Origin of the sequence: Pseudomonas sp. CFBP13509 (genome assembly GCF_005233485.1) — a bacterium.
In the GTDB taxonomy this organism is placed as follows: Bacteria; Pseudomonadota; Gammaproteobacteria; order Pseudomonadales; family Pseudomonadaceae; genus Aquipseudomonas; species Aquipseudomonas marginalis.
On sequence record NZ_QGAA01000027.1, the window covers coordinates 26,908 to 44,320 of the forward strand.

The 17,413-nt window shown below is 60.4% G+C and carries 15 protein-coding genes; 11 read left to right on the top strand and 4 right to left on the bottom strand.

Annotation, left to right across the window (positions count from 1 at the left end; all coding sequences use genetic code 11):
* Positions 1–115: 115 nt before the first annotated feature.
* Positions 116–361 carry a DUF6124 family protein gene (locus tag PspCFBP13509_RS28895; protein WP_137213030.1) on the bottom strand — a complete coding sequence of 82 codons (246 nt, stop codon included), beginning with the start codon at positions 359–361 and terminating at the stop codon, positions 116–118.
* A 397-nt stretch (positions 362–758) separates the two neighbouring features.
* On the opposite strand from PspCFBP13509_RS28895, the gene PspCFBP13509_RS28900 reads away from it, so the two are divergent.
* The 6 genes from PspCFBP13509_RS28900 to PspCFBP13509_RS28925 all read left to right on the top strand — a co-directional run bounded on the left by PspCFBP13509_RS28900 (position 759) and on the right by PspCFBP13509_RS28925 (position 10,216).
* Positions 759–1,103 carry an FKBP-type peptidyl-prolyl cis-trans isomerase gene (locus tag PspCFBP13509_RS28900; protein WP_065926228.1) on the top strand — a complete coding sequence of 115 codons (345 nt, stop codon included), beginning with the start codon at positions 759–761 and terminating at the stop codon, positions 1,101–1,103.
* A gap of 603 nt (positions 1,104–1,706) precedes the next feature.
* On the top strand, positions 1,707–4,412 hold the full coding sequence (mgtA, locus tag PspCFBP13509_RS28905; protein WP_065947539.1) for a magnesium-translocating P-type ATPase: 2,706 nt from the start codon (positions 1,707–1,709) through the stop codon (positions 4,410–4,412).
* Between the two features lie 16 nt (positions 4,413–4,428).
* The gene (locus PspCFBP13509_RS28910; protein WP_065926226.1) at positions 4,429–5,145 is read left to right on the top strand and encodes an MgtC/SapB family protein; all 717 of its coding nucleotides are present in this window, start codon (positions 4,429–4,431) and stop codon (positions 5,143–5,145) included.
* Positions 5,146–5,413: 268 nt separating this feature from the next.
* A complete protein-coding gene (locus tag PspCFBP13509_RS28915; protein ID WP_027603197.1) occupies positions 5,414–6,043 on the top strand; it encodes a response regulator transcription factor in 630 nt (209 codons plus the stop codon).
* A 1-nt stretch (position 6,044) separates the two neighbouring features.
* A complete protein-coding gene (locus tag PspCFBP13509_RS28920; RefSeq protein WP_065926225.1) occupies positions 6,045–9,659 on the top strand; it encodes a transporter substrate-binding domain-containing protein in 3,615 nt (1,204 codons plus the stop codon).
* 134 nt (positions 9,660–9,793) lie between these two features.
* On the top strand, positions 9,794–10,216 hold the full coding sequence (locus PspCFBP13509_RS28925) for a chemotaxis protein CheY (RefSeq protein WP_065926224.1): 423 nt from the start codon (positions 9,794–9,796) through the stop codon (positions 10,214–10,216).
* Here the strand turns inward: PspCFBP13509_RS28925 and dkgB are convergent.
* Together dkgB and PspCFBP13509_RS28935 are read right to left on the bottom strand one after the other, a co-directional pair.
* Entirely contained in the window at positions 10,213–11,031 is an 819-nt protein-coding gene (gene dkgB, locus PspCFBP13509_RS28930) for a 2,5-didehydrogluconate reductase DkgB (protein ID WP_065947537.1), read from the bottom strand. The two genes, PspCFBP13509_RS28925 and dkgB, sit on opposite strands and share 4 nt — an antisense overlap.
* Before the next feature lie 171 nt (positions 11,032–11,202).
* Entirely contained in the window at positions 11,203–12,267 is a 1,065-nt protein-coding gene (locus tag PspCFBP13509_RS28935; RefSeq protein WP_065926222.1) for a 3-deoxy-7-phosphoheptulonate synthase, read from the bottom strand.
* 623 nt (positions 12,268–12,890) lie between these two features.
* Here PspCFBP13509_RS28935 and PspCFBP13509_RS28940 point away from each other — a divergent pair.
* Both PspCFBP13509_RS28940 and PspCFBP13509_RS28945 read left to right on the top strand, forming a co-directional pair.
* On the top strand, positions 12,891–13,640 hold the full coding sequence (locus PspCFBP13509_RS28940) for a carbon-nitrogen hydrolase family protein (RefSeq protein ID WP_065926221.1): 750 nt from the start codon (positions 12,891–12,893) through the stop codon (positions 13,638–13,640).
* Positions 13,640–14,071: a GNAT family N-acetyltransferase gene (locus PspCFBP13509_RS28945; RefSeq protein WP_074845356.1), complete on the top strand. Its 432-nt coding sequence runs from the start codon at positions 13,640–13,642 to the stop codon at positions 14,069–14,071. Before PspCFBP13509_RS28940 ends, PspCFBP13509_RS28945 begins: the two co-directional genes overlap by 1 nt.
* Positions 14,072–14,106: 35 nt before the next feature.
* On the opposite strand, the gene PspCFBP13509_RS28950 is transcribed toward PspCFBP13509_RS28945, so the two are convergent.
* A complete protein-coding gene (locus tag PspCFBP13509_RS28950) occupies positions 14,107–14,346 on the bottom strand; it encodes a DNA-binding protein (protein ID WP_065947535.1) in 240 nt (79 codons plus the stop codon).
* Between the two features lie 81 nt (positions 14,347–14,427).
* On the opposite strand from PspCFBP13509_RS28950, the gene PspCFBP13509_RS28955 reads away from it, so the two are divergent.
* The 3 genes from PspCFBP13509_RS28955 to uvrC all read left to right on the top strand — a co-directional run bounded on the left by PspCFBP13509_RS28955 (position 14,428) and on the right by uvrC (position 17,411).
* A complete protein-coding gene (locus tag PspCFBP13509_RS28955; protein ID WP_065947534.1) occupies positions 14,428–14,793 on the top strand; it encodes a helix-turn-helix domain-containing protein in 366 nt (121 codons plus the stop codon).
* Positions 14,794–14,944: 151 nt separating this feature from the next.
* Positions 14,945–15,586 carry a response regulator transcription factor GacA gene (gene gacA / locus PspCFBP13509_RS28960; RefSeq protein ID WP_003190387.1) on the top strand — a complete coding sequence of 214 codons (642 nt, stop codon included), beginning with the start codon at positions 14,945–14,947 and terminating at the stop codon, positions 15,584–15,586.
* A gap of 1 nt (position 15,587) precedes the next feature.
* The gene (gene uvrC, locus PspCFBP13509_RS28965; RefSeq protein WP_137213031.1) at positions 15,588–17,411 is read left to right on the top strand and encodes an excinuclease ABC subunit UvrC; all 1,824 of its coding nucleotides are present in this window, start codon (positions 15,588–15,590) and stop codon (positions 17,409–17,411) included.
* The last annotated feature ends 2 nt before the right edge of the window (positions 17,412–17,413 follow it).

A 17,413-nucleotide genomic window follows, 5' to 3' on the forward strand; every position in this document is an offset into this window, starting at 1 on the left:
TGAAACACCATGCCGAGCAGTGAGGCCCTAAGGTTAGAGAGGTCGTTGCTAAGCAATGGGCTGCTGCGCAGCCCAACGGGAGCAAGCTCCCTCGCCACAGAAACCGACTATGCGTTTAGTGCGGCCGCACGCACTCCAGTGCCCGGTCCACCATCACACTGGCCATGTCCACCAAGTGCATGACCGAAAGCACCAGCGTGCGCGAAGGACCGTCCAGTTGATCACCTGCCGTCTGTGCGGCAACGGCGGCGCAACGCAGCACACTGCTGGCGTGGGCCAGGGCGTCTTCGAAGCTGAGGTCTGGGGTGGTGGTGAAGAGTTGCAGTTCTGGGGCGGGTGGGGCGGGGACGAGTTTGTCCATGGGTTCAACTCCTAATCTAAATTGGAATGTCACCACCATCGCTACCAAACGATTCTTAGGGTGGTGACCGTACGCAGATTGGTAGACCGGTGATTAGGACCCGGTGCACCCGAAGGTGCCCTGCGCACGGCCACCATAACGCAGGGCCGAAAAAAAGCGCCTTGCAGAAGGGGGCGCTTAGCGCCTAATCACTCGTGGTCTACCAAACCCCGAGTCACTGAATTGGCAGTGACCGCCGAAGACTAGCCACGTGATTTGAGCGACGCAAGCGCTTGGGATTCTCTCGGAAACGTCCTGCAAGTTAAAGGGAAATGTCACGGCTGCGACTGTTCCTGCACTTGCCAAACCCCACCGATTCTGGGAAAACCCCAGCCTTTACGCCTTCAACGAGAACCCCATGAGCCCCGACGAACTCCAGATCACCGACACCCGACCAGGCACCGGCAAAGCCGTGGTCAAGGGCGCACTGATCACCACCCAGTACACCGGCACCCTGGAAGACGGTACGGTCTTCGATTCGTCCTGGGAGCGGGGCAAGCCGTTCCAGTGTGTGATCGGCACCGGGCGGGTGATCAAGGGCTGGGACCAGGGTTTGATGGGCATGCAGGTCGGCGGGGTGCGCAGGTTGTTTGTGCCGGCGCACCTTGCCTATGGCGAACGGTCGATGGGCGCGCATATCAAGCCCAACAGCAATCTGCGCTTTGAGATTGAGTTGTTGGAAGTGCTGACGCGGGACGATTAATTTCGCAAAAACCTGGTCCACCACCTCGTACGTAGCAGCTGCCGAGCGCAAGCGAGGCTGCGTTCGCGGTGTGTCAGACGAACCGCTGACGCAGCCTCGCTTGCGCTCGGCAGCTGCTACGGGATCTGGCGAACCTGCCACCTCACATTCAAGCATCGGCGGCTTCAGGATGGGTGTTCCTGAACCCTCCCTGAAGAATCCTCTTATTCACCATATGGAAACTTTCCTACGGTTTACTCTCCTTAAATCGGGGCGTAAGCTTCGCGCGTTTTCATCAATAGCGGAGACCCTCAGTGGGTACTTGTTCGAGTGACAGTTGTCGGCCGGTCTCGGTAACCGGCACATACTTGGCAAGATAACGCGCATTTTTTCGATGCCGTTGTCTCGCCACCTAGCGAGAAGCGGCATCCCGACAGCGGCCAGTCCTGGCCCCTGTGCGATCCCTCTCATCGACGCTGACCAGCACCCGGTTAACCTCGGGATGCTACGGACGCGCCTGCCTTTTACGGCAGGCGGGCCGGGCTGACTGTGCCTATGAAGCGGGCGCGGTGGGACAGGCAGTACCTGCACGAAGGTTTTTTCCTCGCGCAGGAGTAACACACCATGAACCTCACTCTGTTGAAAGAGTTCTTCGCCGGCTTCCTGCGGACCCGGCATATCGCCCGGCATTTCCGCCGCCTGGCGATGCTCGAAACCGTCACCGATGCCAGCGTCAGCCGCGAAGTGCCGCCCACCCTGGCGCAAACCCTGGTGGTCGCGGCCAACAGCAGTGCCGTGCAATTGCTCGGTACGTTGGGCAGCCATGCCGAGGGCTTGAGCAGCCTGGAAGCCGACGCCCTGCGCGTGCAATACGGCCTCAATGAAGTCGAGCACGAGCAGCCGCTGCCGTGGTGGGTGCACCTGTGGCATTGCTACAAGAACCCGTTCAACCTGCTGCTGACCTTGCTGGCGGTGATCTCCTGGCTGACCGAAGACATGAAGGCCGCCACGGTGATTTTCTCCATGGTGGTGCTCTCGACGCTGCTGCGGTTCTGGCAGGAGGCCAAGTCCAACAAGGCAGCCGATGCGTTGAAAGCCATGGTGAGCAACACCGCCACGGTGCTGCGCCGGGATGATGCCAAGCGCATTGAATTGCCCATCAAGCAGTTGGTGCCAGGCGATCTGATCGTGCTCTCGGCCGGGGACATGATCCCCGCCGACTGCCGCGTGCTCAACGCCAAGGATCTGTTCGTCAGCCAGGCGGCGATGACCGGTGAATCGATGCCGGTGGAGAAGTTCGCCCAGCAGCACGACACCAACACCCGCAACCCGCTGGACCTGGAGAACATCCTGTTCATGGGCACCAACGTGGTGTCCGGCGCCGCGACGGCGGTGATTCTGACCACCGGCAACAGCACCTATTTCGGTGCGCTGGCCCAACGCGTGACCGCCACCGACCGTGCGACCACCTCGTTTCAGCACGGCGTTAACAAGGTCAGCTGGCTGTTGATCCGCTTTATGTTCGTGATGGCGCCGCTGGTGTTGTTCATCAACGGTTTCACCAAGGGTGACTGGACCGAAGCGCTGCTGTTCGCGCTGTCGATTGCCGTGGGCCTGACCCCGGAAATGCTGCCGATGATCGTCACGTCCACCCTGGCCAAGGGCGCGGTGTTCCTGTCGCGCAAGAAGGTCATCGTCAAGCGCCTGGATGCGATCCAGAACTTTGGCGCGATGGATGTGCTGTGCACCGATAAGACCGGCACCCTGACCCAGGACCGGATTTTCCTGGCGCGTCATGTGGACGTGTGGGGCGAGGAGTCCGACGACGTGCTGGAGATGGCTTACCTCAACAGCTACTACCAGACCGGCCTGAAAAACCTGCTGGACGTGGCGGTGCTCGAGCACGTGGAGGTGCATCGCGAACTGAAGGTCGGCACCGCGTTCCAGAAGGTGGATGAAATCCCGTTCGACTTCAACCGCCGCCGCATGTCGGTGGTGGTGGCCGAACAGGGCCGGCCGCATCTGCTGATCTGCAAAGGTGCGGTGGAGGAGATCCTCTCGGTGTGCAACAGCGTGCGCCATGGCGAGGTCAACGAAGCGCTGACCGACGACCTGCTGGCGCGCATTCGCCAGGTCACTGCCGCGTTCAACGAAGAGGGCCTGCGGGTGGTGGCCGTGGCTGCGCAACCGATGGCCCCGGGGCGCGACACTTACAGCCTGGCGGATGAAAACAACCTCACGCTGATCGGCTACGTCGCATTTCTCGACCCGCCCAAGGAAAGCACTGCGCCCGCTCTCAAGGCGCTGAAAGCCCATGGTGTGGCGGTCAAAGTGCTGACCGGCGATAACGAGCTGGTCACCGCCAAGATCTGCCGTGAAGTGGGCCTGGAGCAACAAGGCCTGTTGATGGGCAACGACATCGAGGACATGACCGACGCCCAGTTGGCCAAGGCCGTGGAAACCACCAATGTGTTCGCCCGCCTGACGCCCAGCCACAAGGAACGCATCGTGCGCCTGCTCAAGGCCAACGGGCATGTGGTGGGCTTTATGGGCGACGGCATCAACGATGCACCGGCGCTGCGTACAGCAGACATTGGTATCTCTGTGGACAGCGCGGTGGATATCGCCAAGGAAGCCGCCGACATCATCCTGCTGGAAAAGAGCCTGATGATCCTGGAGGAGGGCGTGCTGGAGGGTCGGCGCACCTTCGCCAATATGCTCAAGTACATCAAGATGACCGCCAGCTCCAACTTCGGCAACGTGTTCTCGGTGCTGGTGGCCAGTGCGTTTATCCCGTTCCTGCCGATGCTGCCGATGCACCTGCTGGTGCAAAACCTGCTGTATGACATCTCGCAGATCGCGATCCCGTTCGATAACGTCGACGAGGACATGCTCGCCAAACCACAACGCTGGCAGCCGGGGGACGTGGGGCGGTTCATGCTGTTTTTCGGGCCGATCAGTTCGATTTTCGACATCACCACGTTCGCACTCATGTGGTATGTGTTCGATGCCAACACCCCTGACCACCAGACGCTGTTCCAGTCCGGCTGGTTCGTGGTGGGGCTGCTGACCCAGACGCTGATCGTGCACATGATCCGCACCCCGAAAATCCCGTTCCTGCAAAGCCGCGCGGCGATGCCGTTGATGGTGATGACCGCGGTGATCATGGCCGTGGGGATCTTCCTGCCGATGGGGCCGCTGGCGCATTACTTCAAATTGCAGGCGCTGCCGTCGCTGTACTTTGTGTTCCTGCCGGTGATCCTGCTGGCGTATATGGCGCTGACCCAGGCGGTGAAGGGCTACTACATCCGTAAGTTTGGCTGGCAGTGAACAGGGACGGTTTCCCATGCAAGCAATCGACAACATCAACCTCAACTCCCTGGTCGATACCCTGGTCAGCCTCACCGCCGCGTTTATCCTCGGTGGCCTGATCGGCTTCGAGCGCCAGTACCGCCAACGCACGGCGGGCCTGCGCACCAACGTACTGGTGGCGGTGGGTGCGGCGATTTTCGTCGACATGGCCAACCGTCTCGGCGGTGCGGAAGGCGCCGTGCGGGTGGTGGCGTATGTGGTGTCGGGCATCGGCTTTCTGGGGGCCGGCGTGATCATGCGCGAAGAAGGCAATGTGCGCGGTCTCAACACCGCCGCCACGCTCTGGGCGTCGGCAGCGGTGGGGGCGTGCGCCGGTGCCGACCTGGTCCTCGAAGCGTTGTTAGGCACGCTGTTTGTGCTGGCGGCCAATACGCTGCTGCGGCCCATCGTCAATAACATCAACCGCCAACCGCTGGATGTGGTGTCGGCGGAGGTCACCAACATCCTCTATGTGATTGCCCGGCGCACCCAGCAAACCGCGGTATTGGCGTTGCTGGAAGCCGAACTGGCGCGCTGTAACTACCCGGCCAGCGATGTCGATGTGCGGCCGTTCGGCACTGAGGAAGTTGAAATCGAAGCCACACTGGCGGTGACCTCGGTAGACGGTGACGAGTTGGACGCCCTGGTGGCGCGAATTTCCAGGTCGACCCTGGTGGTGCAGGCCTTCTGGAGCCCCAGCACCACCGAGTAGCTTTGGAGAGTTCTGAGGAAAAGTCCTACATTTAGTCGAGATTATCCCTTCATTGGCAAAAACACGCGGTTGCTAAGGTTGCGCGCTTGCGCCTGTTCAGGAATCAAGGCGTGGCTTCACATGTTTACTGTGTTTTTCAAAAGGAGGGGCCTGTACTGCCTGAGGTGTTTGACTGAGTAATCAGTGCCGCTTGTCGGAACTGTTACTTTTCACAGGTAGTGGGGTCTCGCGTGATATGTAAGCGTACTGATCTTCCCAGGGGAGTCTTATGAGCAACAAAGCTTTAATCGTGGATGATCACCCTTTTATACGCGCTACCGTGAAGTATCTGTTGAGGCAGGAAGGTTTCGATACTATCTACGAAGCGGGTAATGGCGCTGATGCCATGCAGATTGCTCGCGAAGAACGTCCGGACCTGGTCATTCTCGACCTGGCGATGCCCAAGCTCGGTGGGTTGGAGGTGATCAGCCGGATCAAGGCGCTGGAGTTGCCCTGCCGGATCCTGGTGCTGACCTCGTATCTGGCGGTGTTTTTTTCCACTCGCTGCATGCGCGCCGGAGCGATGGGTTTTGTTGCCAAGACCGGTGAACTGGATGAGCTGCAAAAGGCGATCAGGGCGATCAGGTCCGGCTACAGTTGCTTCCCCAGCCTGCCCACCAGTTCGGTGCGTCGCGACGACCTGCAATCGACCGAGCAGGAGTTGGTGGAGGCGTTATCCGATCGCGAATTGACCGTGCTGCAGAAGCTGGCCCTGGGCCTGGGCAACAAGGATATTGCCGAGGATATGCTGTTGAGCCACAAGACTATCAGTACGTACAAGACGCGGCTCAAGGAGAAGTTGCGTATGTCGTCGGTGGTGCATCTGTCCAAGTTCGCCCAGCGCAATCATCTGATCTGAAATGCTCACCTCCCGGCGGGTGAAACGCGCGGCCATCCTGCTGATGGGGCTGTTGCCCTGGGCGGTGATGGCCTTGGAGGAATCCCACGATCTGAAACTGCTGGGTCACTCCACTCTTGAAAATCCCTCGGTGGTGTTGGACGAAGCCGACTGGCGCTGGCTACGCGAGCGCCGCACGCTCCTGATGGGGGTGTCGGCCCCCGACTACGCGCCCTTTGACTTGAGCAACAATGACGAGCTCGAGGGCATCACGGCCGATTTTGCGGCACTGGTTGCCCAGGCGCTGAATATCACCATCGACGTGAAGCGCTACGACACCCGTGATGAGGTGATCGAAGCCCTGAAGACCGGGGCCGTGGATTTTGTGGGATCGGCCAACGGGTTCGAGGCGGCCGACCCGGAGCTGGTGCTGTCCCGATCCTACGCCAATGACCAACCCGCGCTGGTGACGCGTGCGGGAGAAAACCAGGCGCTGAAGGCTGACCTTGCCGGCAAGCGCCTGGCGATGCTCTACCATTACATGCAGCCCGAGGCCGTCCAGGCCTTTTACCCCGATGCGCGATTGCTCTTGTTTGCCTCGACCTTCGAAGCCATTGGCGCCGTTGCGTTCGGCCAGGCGGATGTGTACCTGGGTGACGCCATCAGCACCCGCTACCTGATCAACAAGAACCACCTTAATAACGTGCGCATGGCGGATTTCTCCGCATTGGAGGTCAACCCTTTCGGGTTCGCATTCGCCAAGGACAATACCCGCCTGTTGGGCATCATCAATAGCGCACTGGCCGCCGTTCCGGCCAACCAGCAGATGGAAATCCTGCGCCGTTGGAGTGCCGGCGGCAGCGGGTTCCTGGAGGCGGAGCAACTGCGCTTGAGCGCAAGTGAACAGCGCTGGCTGGAGAAGCACCCGCGGGTGAAAGTGGCGGTGCTCGATAAATTCGTGCCGTTGTCTTTTTTCAACGAACAAGAGCAATTCGAGGGATTGAGCTCCGAGGTCCTCTCGCGTATCAGTCTGCGTACAGGCTTGAGGTTTGATGTGGAACGGGGCAGTTCGCTGCCGCGGCAAATTGAACAGGCCAGTGCCGGTCGCGTGGACATGCTGGCGGTCGTCACCCCCAGTGTCGAGCGGTCCGAAAAGATCCGCTTTACTCGCCCTTATCTGTCCAGTCCCTATGTATTGGTGGTGCGCACCCACGACGAGCATCTGGTGACCCTGGAAGATATGCCTGGCAAACGCATGGCGCTTATTCGCGGCAACAGCCTGGCCGGGCAAATCAGCCGGGACTACCCAGGCATCGGGTTTGTCGACGTGGAGAACCCGGAGCAGGCCATGGAATTGGTGGTCAACGGCAGTGTCGATGCGACTGCGGTTTCACTGATGAGCGCGCGCTACATGATCGCCCGCAATTACCGCAAGCGGCTGCGCATCACCAGCACTGTCGGGAGTGAGCCTGCACGCATTGCCTTTGGGGTCAACCGCAGCCAACTGGAGCTGTACTCGATCCTCGACAAGGCGTTATTGAGCATTACTCCAGAAGAAATGGACGAGCTGACCAACCATTGGCGCAGCGAGATCATCATCGAAGACAACTACTGGATACGTCACCGCAACATCATCCTCCAGGGGTTTGGCTTGGCCGCGCTGCTGCTGCTGGTCACCCTGGGATGGGTGTTCTACCTGCGCAGCCTGATTCGCAAGCGCACCCAGGCCGAGCGTGCGTTGAGCGACCAGATGCGGTTCATGAGTGTGTTAATCGACGGCACGCCGCACCCGATCTATGTGCGCGATCGCCTGGGGCGCCTGATGGCCTGCAACAATGCCTACCTCGATGTGTTCGGCTTCAAGTTGGAAGACGTCATCGGTAAGACCGTGGTGGAAACCGACACGGGGAACCCGCCCCAGGCCCAGTCGTTCCATGCCGACTATTTGCGTTTGATGGCGTTGGGCGAGCCGCAGGTTCATGACCGCGTGCTCAAGGTGCCCGGCGGCGAGGTGTTGACCATCTACCAATGGATGCTCCCGTACCGTGACAGCAATGGCAGCGTGGTGGGCATGATCGCCGGTTGGGTGGATGTCAGCGAGCGCCAGCGCTTGCTGGGGCAGTTGCAGGAAGCCAAGGAGGAGGCCGACGCCGCAAACCGTGCCAAGACCACCTTCCTGGCGACCATGAGCCATGAGATCCGTACCCCTATGAATGCCGTGATCGGCATGATCGAACTGGCCCTGAAAAACGCCGAGCAGGGCGTGGCTGACCGCGATGCGCTGGAGGTTGCGTCGGTGGCGTCCCGGAGCATGCTGGAGTTGATCGGCGATATTCTCGACATTGCGCGAATCGAATCCGGCCACCTGTCCCTGAGCCTGGAACCGGACAATCTGCACGAACTGCTGGCCTCAGTGGCGCGGGTGTTCGAGGGGCTGGCGCGGGACAAGGGCCTGGTGCTGCAGGTGGAACTCGACCCGTTGATCGACCGGCCGGTGCTGGTTGACCCGCTGCGCTTCAAGCAGGTGGTGTCCAATGTGTTGGGTAACGCGATCAAGTTCACCGCCTCCGGCCAGGTGCGCCTGGGCGCCCAGGGTGCACCGGTATTGACCGACGACCAGTTGCACCTGCGGTTGTGGGTGGAGGACACGGGTATTGGCATCAGTGCCGAAGATCAGCAGCGCTTGTTCAACCCCTTTATCCAGGGCAGCAACAACGAACAGCCGGCGCGAAGCGGATCGGGCCTGGGGTTGGTGATCAGTCGCAACCTGTGCGAGATGATGGGCGGTCAATTGCACTTGAGCAGTGTGCTGGGCAAGGGCACGCGGGTGGATGTGACGTTGACGCTGGCGCTGACCTCGGCCGTGCCTGCCAATGTACCGGTCCCCCACGTTCCGCCAGCGCGCGGGTTGAATATCCTGGTGGTGGATGACTACCCGGCCAACCGCTTGTTGCTGGCTCGACAGCTGAGTTTCCTGGGGCATCGCATCACCTTGGCCGAGGACGGCGCCCAAGGATTTTCACTGTGGCAGGCCGGGCATTTTGACGGCGTGATCACCGATTGCAATATGCCCTTCAAGGACGGTTACGCGTTGGCGCGTGATATTCGTGCACAGGAACGCCAGCGTGGGCTGGCGCCGTGCCTGATCCTCGGGTTCACCGCCAATGCCTTGCCGCAGGAAGCCGAACGCTGCCGGCAAGCAGGCATGGACGGTTGCCTGTTCAAGCCGACCGGGCTTGAGGACTTGCGCCTGGCCTTGGCATCACGGACCGCTGGCGCGCTAACGGATGAAGTGGAAGTGGCGTTTGATTTAAGTTCACTGATCATGCTGACGCAGGGTGATAAGGATGCTCTCAACGAGCTGCTGACGCCGTTGCTCAATAGCCTCGAGGAGGACCGTGCGCTGTTGCCGTCCCTGAAATCGCCGGCTGATTTCGCCAAGCTCCATGACTTGGCTCACCGCGTTAAAGGGGGCGCGCGCATGGTCAAGGCTCAGGTGTTGATCACGTGCTGCGAGACATTGGAGAGCGTGTGTGAGCGGCATGACAACGATGCATCGGACGCTGCGGTAGAGGCGGTAGCTTCGGCCATCGAACAGTTGCATCACAGCTTGAGCCGGTATGGCAATCAGGCTTGACTGCGGGAGCTGGCCATTCGGTTGATTTGGGAGAACTCCTACAAGAAGGGGGAACATGCCTGATTTTGTCTTCGGGATATGTCTGGAAAATGGGCCTCGCTCACTGACGAGCGCTGCCTGCCCAGGGGTTTGCCATGCCGAACAAAGCACTGACCATCCTGATTGCCGATGAACAACACCTGCAACGGTTGTACATCGAAAAAATGCTCAATCAGTTGGGGTACCACCGGATCGTGCCGGTACAAACCTTCGAGGAAGTCCAGATACTCACGGCCATCCCGGCCGAACCCTTCGACGTGCTGATCATCAATGCGGGGCTGACGGCCCAGGCCTGTGGGCCCCAGCCCCAGGTGCGCCATGTATTGGTCTACGATCACCTGGATGTGGGGGCACACCCCGGCGTAACGCCGGCGGTGCTGGTGCGGCTGCCCGGCGTGCCGGACAACGTCAATCTCGAACACTTCATGGACATCATCGACCCACCCGAGGCCACTGCCGGCCTGCGGGTGTTGCCATGGCTGCGCGAGTTATCCCGCACACCGGTGGCCGGGGTTTAGTCCCACTTCGGCGCGATGCCCTTGGGGCTGGTCAAGCGCTGGCCCCGTTCCAGCCCGTCAATGTGCGCCATGTCAGCAGCGCTCAAGGTCAGTTGCAGAGCCTTGAGGTTGCTTTGCAGGTTGGCACGCTTGGTTGAGGACGGGATGACCGCATAACCTGATTGCATGGCCCAGGCCAGGGTCACCTGCGCCGCTGTGGCCTGATGGCGCTCGGCAATCTGCTGGATCACCGGATCCTTGAGTACTTCACCGTAGGCCAGGGTCATGTACGAGGTGATCTGGATACCGTTGGCGGTTGCGAAATCCACAACCTGCCGGTTTTGCAGATAAGGGTGCAATTCGATCTGGTTGGTGGCGATGTGCTCGGCACCCACGGCTGCGATGGCCTGCTTCATCAGGGCGATGGTGAAGTTGGAAATGCCGATCTGGCGCGTCAGGCCCAGGCGTTTGGCTTCCAGCAACTGCCCCATGAATTCGGTGACGGGCACCTGGTTCTCTGGCGATGGCCAGTGGATCAGGGTCAGGTCCAGGTAATCGGTCTTGAGCTTGCGCAGGCTTTCCTTGAGGCTTGGGATCAATTGGCCTTCAGCGAAGTTGGCGATCCAGATCTTGCTGGTGATAAACAGCTCGTCCCGCGGGATGCCGCTGTCGGCGATGGCTCGGCCAACGTCCGCTTCATTCTCGTAGATCTGCGCGGTGTCGATGACACGGTAGCCCAGTTCCAGGCCGGTGCTGACGGAATCGATCACCACCTGGCCTTGCAGGCGAAAGGTGCCGAGGCCGAAGGCAGGGACTTTTGGCGTGAGGGTAGACATCGGTAACTCCAATAGGGCCGTAGGCAATGGCGTTGAGTATCCCCTCGTCGTTGCGTCGGAAACACCGTCGACGCCGAAAAGGACTCTTGCCTGCACGTCACGAATGGCCTGTGTGCCGCAGGTTCTCATGAGGCGCTGTACCTGCGGCAGCAGCGCCTCGATCCATCAGCCTTAAGCGCGCAGGCGCTCGGCAGCCGCACGCAGCAACTGCTCGGTGGCGGTCCAGCCCAGGCAGCCATCGGTCACCGAGACCCCGTATTTCATCGGCGGGCTCAATGGTTGGCAGCCTTCGAACAAATGGCTTTCGAGCATCATGCCGATCAGCGAGGTATCACCCTGCAAGCGCTGCTCCAACACATCGTTGAACACGGCCGGTTGGCGCAGCGGGTCCTTGTTGCTGTTGGCATGGCTGCAATCGACCATGATCCGCGGGGTGACCTTGGACTTGGCCAGGTCGTGTCTTACCCGCGCCACGCTCTGCACATCGTAGTTCGGCCCGTGATGCCCGCCGCGCAGCACCAGGTGGGTGTCGGGGTTGCCCGGGGTCTGGATGATCGCCGGATGGCCTTGGCTGTCGACGCCGAAGTGGCGGTGCGGGTGAGACGCCGAGCGCATGGCGTCACAGGCAATCGCGACGCCGCCATCGGTGCCGTTCTTGAAGCCCACGGGCATGCCCAGGCCGCTGGCCATCTCGCGGTGGATCTGCGACTCGGTGGTACGCGCGCCAATCGCCACCCAACTGAGCAGGTCATCGAAGTAACCGGCAGCCATGGGTTGCAGCAACTCGGTGGCGACCGGCAGGCCCAGGCGCAGCATTTCGCGCATCAGCTCGCGGGACAGGGTCAGGCCGGCGGCCATGTCATCGCTGCCATCCAGGCGAGGGTCGTAGGCCAGGCCTTTCCAGCCGATCGTCGTGCGGGGTTTTTCGACGTAGGCGCGGATCACCAGCAGCATCTGGTCGCCGACGTCGAGGGCCAGCTTCTTCAGGTTGCGGGCGTATTCCATCGCCGATTCCGGGTCATGGATCGAGCACGGACCGACGATGACCAGCAAGCGTGAATCTTCGCCATTGAGGATGGCGCGCACGGCTTGGCGGTGGGCGTGGATCTGTTCGTTGAGGAACGGGCTGAGGGGCAACTGGTGCTTGAGCTCAAGCGAGCTGGGCAGGCGCTGGGTCAGGGCTTCATTGGCACTGTTCAAGGCAGAGAGGGGCAGAGCGGCGACGGAGGAGTTCATATTCAAGGCTTCCTGGGCAAGCGGCGGGCTATTCCCGCGCGCTCGGCCTACTGGGGTGTTCGACAATTCGCCGTATCGGCGACGTGTGTTGGTTTGCCACCGATAGGTGACCGATCGGAGGCGGCAGGCTGTCCCGAGCGGAGCTGGCTAAATCGCCATGCAGTGCACATGTCGTAGCGGTAATAGGTGGCGTAGTTCATGTCGGGATTCCTTTAAGTGTTCTTGATCAAGTTGAAAAGTTTATGGGGACCTGAAAAAACAAAACCCCCGGTCGGGGAGCCGACCGGGGGTTAGATTTCTCTGGTAGGCGACCCCTTGGTGAGTGGGCGCCGATTTCAGGTATCAGGCGCGCCAGTGGCTAAACCAATACCCAAAATAAAAGCTGACCAGTGCACTCGAACCGTTCACACGGGTAGCCGACACCGAGCGCTGGGCGCTGGCAGCAGGGCAAACCTGAGTGTGGGTGAGTTGCAACATGGTGTGTCTCCAAATGTATGGGGGAGCTTACTCGAGGCACGCAGGCAGATTCAATCAGTAATTTCTATTGCAGTGGGGGACTTACGGCTATGGGGGGAGTGCCGATATGCTGTTTGCACTTTGATACTGATTGCTTGGACGCGACCATGACTGCCTTCACTCTTGCTGCTGCTCAATCCATTTCCATCGCGGGCGATGTCCCGGCCAATATTGAACGGCACCTCGCATTTATGCGCGCGGCGGCGGAACAGGGTGTGCAATTACTGGTGTTCCCAGAGTTGTCGTTGACGGGGTATGAGCCGTCGCTGGCCGCTGAATTGGCGATTGCGCCGGGGGATAAGGTGCTGGCGCCCCTGCGCGAGATGGCGCGTGAGCTGCGACTGACGGCGGTGGTGGGGATGCCGATCCGACTGACGCCAGAGGCGGGCGTGCTGATCGGTGCGTTGGTGCTGGGAGCGGATGGCTCCCTGGCGGTCTACACCAAGCAGCATCTGCATGCCGGCGAAGAGGCTGTGTTTGTCCCAGGGCAGGGCGGTGCGGTACTTGAGCGAGGGAATGAGCGGATTGCGCTGGCGGTGTGCGCAGATTTTTCCCATGCCAGCCATCCCCGTACCGCCGCGCGAGCGGGCGCCACGGTGTATGCCGCCGGGGTGTTGATCAGTGAGGGCGGCTACGCCACGGACAGTGCGCTGCTCCAAGGCTATGCCGCTGAACATGGCCTGCTGGTGTTGATGGCCAATCATGGCGGCCCGTCGGGTGGCTGGGCCTGCGCCGGTCGCAGTGCGATCTGGGCCGCCAATGGCCGTTTGCTTGCTGCTGTACCTGGCGTGGGGGATGCGTTGCTGATTGCCCGTCGCGATGGCGGGGGGTGGGTCAGCCACGTGATGGCTCTCTAATGGCTTTTCACCTGCGCGCTGCAACGGACCAGGACCTTCCCTTTGCGCGGAAGTTGACCCACGAGGCCATGGCCCGCTACTACGTGCAGTACGGATTGTGGTGGTCCAACGAAGGCTTTGATACTGCCTGGGCCGGTCGGGAAAACTGGCTGATTTGCCGGGACGACAGGGTCTTGGGTTTTATCAGCCTGAGCCGCGACAGCCGGGCCCTCTATATTCGCGAGTTGCATCTGCTCGAGGCGTATCGCGGGTTGGGCGCGGGTGGCTGGGTGTTGGAGCAGATGGCGCTCAAGGCGCAAACGTTGGGACTGTTGCGTTTGACCGTATTCAAGACCAACCCGGCCAGGAGGCTCTATCAGCGCATGGGGCTCAGCATCGTAGGTGAAGAAGACTGCTTCTGGCGTATGGAGCGTGTTTGTCGCTCAAGCTAAAACGTGCACCCACTCCTTATAAGCGCATACTGGCCTCAGGCGCCGACTTCCTGATCGTTGTTCAGGTCTCCCGTCTCAGCAAGGATGATCCCTTCTTTCATACCCAAAAGGACCGCTACCTTATGGGCTTCCCCACGCCGTCCCTTTTTGCGCCCAGCGAGCACTTGATAGGTGGTTGCCGGATCTACGCCATGTTCACGGGCGAACGCTTGAACTGACTTTCCTTGATGTTCCAGCCAGGCCTTGGCTTGTGCAGCGGTACGGATTCCGGGCATAGTTCAAAACCGTTCAAGTTTGTTTAATAAGAGATGAATGTGTCACCTCTTGGGGTGTGCCAAATAGGATCATACATCCAAATGAGTGGAATCGGTTCGCGTTTACGGCAAGAAAGGGAGCGGCTTGGCCTGTCGCAAAAAGTGTTTGGTGAAATCGGCGGCGTTGAAGCCAACGCACAAGGTAAATATGAAAGTGGAGGGCGTGCGCCTAAAGCGGATTACCTGTCTCGTGTCGCCCAAAGAGGCGTGGATGTACTTTACGTGTTGACCGGTGCAGCCACGCCGATTCAATTGGAGAATCTGAGCCAGATTGAAGAGAAAGTCCTCGGGGACTATCGCGCAATGTTCAAGGAAGACCAGGCTGCGATCCGTCGCCTGACCTCGACGTTGGCCGAGCATTCGATTGCGATGAATGGAAAACCCAAGCCCCAGCCCCAGGATTCCTGACCCTTCGCCCAGCAAATTGAGCCATCCGCCGCCCGGCGGATGGCTGTCGCCCAATCAATCTCTCTCTATATGACGCGTGCTATTAGGTCTGTGCCTTGGTTTTTTGCTAAGGTGTTCAGCAACCTATAAGACCATTTCGCGAGGTGTCTGCTTGATTAGGGTGCTAGTAGTCGATGACCATGATCTCGTTCGTACAGGCATTACACGAATGCTGGCTGACATCGATGGCCTGCAAGTAGTCGGTCAGGCCGAGTCAGGCGAGGAATCCCTGATCAAGGCCCGGGAGTTGAAACCCGATGTGGTGTTGATGGACGTCAAGATGCCTGGCATCGGCGGTCTTGGCGCGACGACCAAATTGCTGCGCAGCCATCCGGACATCAAGGTCGTGGTGGTGACTGTGTGCGAGGAAGACCCGTTTCCGACACGCCTGCTGCAGGCTGGCGCTGCCGGCTACCTCACCAAAGGTGCGGGCCTGGCGGAAATGGTCCAGGCCATTCGCCTGGTGTTTGCCGGCCAGCGCTATATCAGCCCGCAGATCGCCCAGCAATTGGCTATCAAGTCCTTCCAGCCCACCAGCGACTCGCCGTTTGATGCGCTGTCGGAGCGGGAAATCCAGATTGCCCTTATGATCGTCGGTTGCCAGAAGGTACAGACGATCTCCGACAAGCTGTGCCTGTCGCCCAAGACCGTCAACACCTACCGCTATCGCATCTTCGAGAAGCTCGCCATCAGCAGTGATGTTGAATTGACCCTGCTCGCGGTGCGCCACGGCATGGTGGACGCCAGCGCCTGACATGACCACACCGTTTGATCCGAGTGCCTTTCTCTCAACCTGCAGTGGCCGCCCTGGCGTGTACCGCATGTTCGACAGCGAGGCGCGCCTGCTGTATGTCGGCAAAGCCAAAAACCTCAAGAATCGTCTGGCGAGCTACTTTCGCAAGACCGGTCTCGCGCCGAAAACCGCGGCCCTCGTGGCGCGTATCGCCCAGGTCGAAACCACCATCACCGCCAACGAAACCGAAGCGCTGCTGCTTGAGCAGACGCTGATCAAGGAATGGCGGCCGCCCTACAACATTCTGCTGCGTGACGATAAATCCTATCCCTATGTGTTTTTATCCGATGGCAACTTCCCACGCCTGAGCATTCACCGTGGGGCGAAGAGGGCGAAGGGCAAGTACTTCGGGCCTTATCCCAGCGCCGGGGCCATTCGGGAAAGCCTGAGCCTGCTGCAAAAAACCTTTTTTGTACGCCAGTGCGAAGACAGCTTCTATAAGAACCGCACCCGGCCCTGTCTCCAGTACCAGATCAAGCGCTGCAAGGCGCCCTGTGTGGGGTTGGTTGAGCCGGCCGAATACGCCGAGGATGTGCGCCATTCGGTGATGTTCCTCGAAGGGCGCAGCAATGCCCTCACCGATGAGCTTTCCACCGCCATGGAGCAGGCGGCCAGCACCCTGGATTTCGAACGGGCCGCCGAGCTGCGCGACCAGATTTCGCTGCTGCGCCGTGTCCAGGACCAGCAAAGCATGGAAGGTGGCACCGGCGACGTCGACGTGATCGCGGCCTTCGTCAATCCGGGCGGTGCCTGTGTGCACCTGATCAGCGTGCGCGGTGGGCGAGTGCTGGGCAGCAAGAACTTCTTTCCGCAGACCGGTATTGATGAGGAGGTCGCCGAAGTCATGGCCGCTTTCCTGGGCCAATACTACGTGAGCAGCCCCGAGCGCGACCTGCCGTCGGAGTTGATCGTCAATGTGGTGCACGAAGACTTCCCCGCGTTGATCGAAGCCATCCACGAACTGCGCGGCCGCGAGCTGGACATCAGCCACCGCGTGCGTGGCACCCGCGCACGCTGGCAGCAACTGGCGGTGACTAACGCCGAGCAAGCCCTGAGCGCGCGCCTGGCCAACCGACAGCACGTCGCCGCACGCTTTGACGCCCTGGCTGAAGTCCTTAACCTGGAAGAGCCGCCCCAGCGCCTGGAGTGCTACGACATCAGCCACTCCAGTGGCGAGGCCACGGTGGCATCCTGCGTGGTGTTCGGGCCGGAAGGGCCGATCAAGTCCGATTACCGGCGCTACAACATCGAAGGCGTCACTGCCGGCGATGACTACGCCGCCATGCACCAGGCCCTCACGCGCCGCTTCAGTAAGTTGAAGGATGGCGAGGGCAAGTTGCCGGATATCCTCCTGGTCGACGGCGGCAAGGGCCAGCTGTCCATGGCCCGCGACGTGCTCAATGAGCTGGCGGTGCCTGACCTGATCCTGTTGGGCGTGGCCAAGGGAACGACGCGCAAGGCGGGTTTCGAGACGTTGTACTTGAATGATGCCGCCCATGAGTTCACTTTGAAGGGCGACTCACCCGCGTTGCATTTGATTCAACAGATTCGCGACGAAGCCCACCGTTTCGCCATTACCGGCCACCGCGCCCGCCGTGGCAAAACCCGGCGAACCTCAACCCTGGAAGGGGTGGCAGGGGTTGGCCCGACGCGGCGTCGCGACTTGCTTAAACATTTTGGTGGCTTGCAGGAGCTGTCCCGTGCCAGCATTGACGAGATAGCCAAAGCACCCGGTATCAGTAAAAAGCTCGCTGAGCTGATTTATGCGAATCTGCATAGCGAATAGAA

Excerpts from the sequence above, each read along its gene's own strand:
- PspCFBP13509_RS28895 (WP_137213030.1), bottom strand. The coding sequence starts at position 361 with ATGGACAAACTCGTCCCCGCCCCACCCGCCCCAGAACTGCAACTCTTC.
- PspCFBP13509_RS28900 (WP_065926228.1), top strand. The coding sequence starts at position 759 with ATGAGCCCCGACGAACTCCAGATCACCGACACCCGACCAGGCACCGGC.
- mgtA (WP_065947539.1), top strand. The coding sequence starts at position 1,707 with ATGAACCTCACTCTGTTGAAAGAGTTCTTCGCCGGCTTCCTGCGGACC.
- PspCFBP13509_RS28910 (WP_065926226.1), top strand. The coding sequence starts at position 4,429 with ATGCAAGCAATCGACAACATCAACCTCAACTCCCTGGTCGATACCCTG.
- PspCFBP13509_RS28915 (WP_027603197.1), top strand. The coding sequence starts at position 5,414 with ATGAGCAACAAAGCTTTAATCGTGGATGATCACCCTTTTATACGCGCT.
- PspCFBP13509_RS28920 (WP_065926225.1), top strand. The coding sequence starts at position 6,045 with ATGCTCACCTCCCGGCGGGTGAAACGCGCGGCCATCCTGCTGATGGGG.
- PspCFBP13509_RS28925 (WP_065926224.1), top strand. The coding sequence starts at position 9,794 with ATGCCGAACAAAGCACTGACCATCCTGATTGCCGATGAACAACACCTG.
- dkgB (WP_065947537.1), bottom strand. The coding sequence starts at position 11,031 with ATGTCTACCCTCACGCCAAAAGTCCCTGCCTTCGGCCTCGGCACCTTT.
- PspCFBP13509_RS28935 (WP_065926222.1), bottom strand. The coding sequence starts at position 12,267 with ATGAACTCCTCCGTCGCCGCTCTGCCCCTCTCTGCCTTGAACAGTGCC.
- PspCFBP13509_RS28940 (WP_065926221.1), top strand. The coding sequence starts at position 12,891 with ATGACTGCCTTCACTCTTGCTGCTGCTCAATCCATTTCCATCGCGGGC.
- PspCFBP13509_RS28945 (WP_074845356.1), top strand. The coding sequence starts at position 13,640 with ATGGCTTTTCACCTGCGCGCTGCAACGGACCAGGACCTTCCCTTTGCG.
- PspCFBP13509_RS28950 (WP_065947535.1), bottom strand. The coding sequence starts at position 14,346 with ATGCCCGGAATCCGTACCGCTGCACAAGCCAAGGCCTGGCTGGAACAT.
- PspCFBP13509_RS28955 (WP_065947534.1), top strand. The coding sequence starts at position 14,428 with ATGAGTGGAATCGGTTCGCGTTTACGGCAAGAAAGGGAGCGGCTTGGC.
- uvrC (WP_137213031.1), top strand. The coding sequence starts at position 15,588 with ATGACCACACCGTTTGATCCGAGTGCCTTTCTCTCAACCTGCAGTGGC.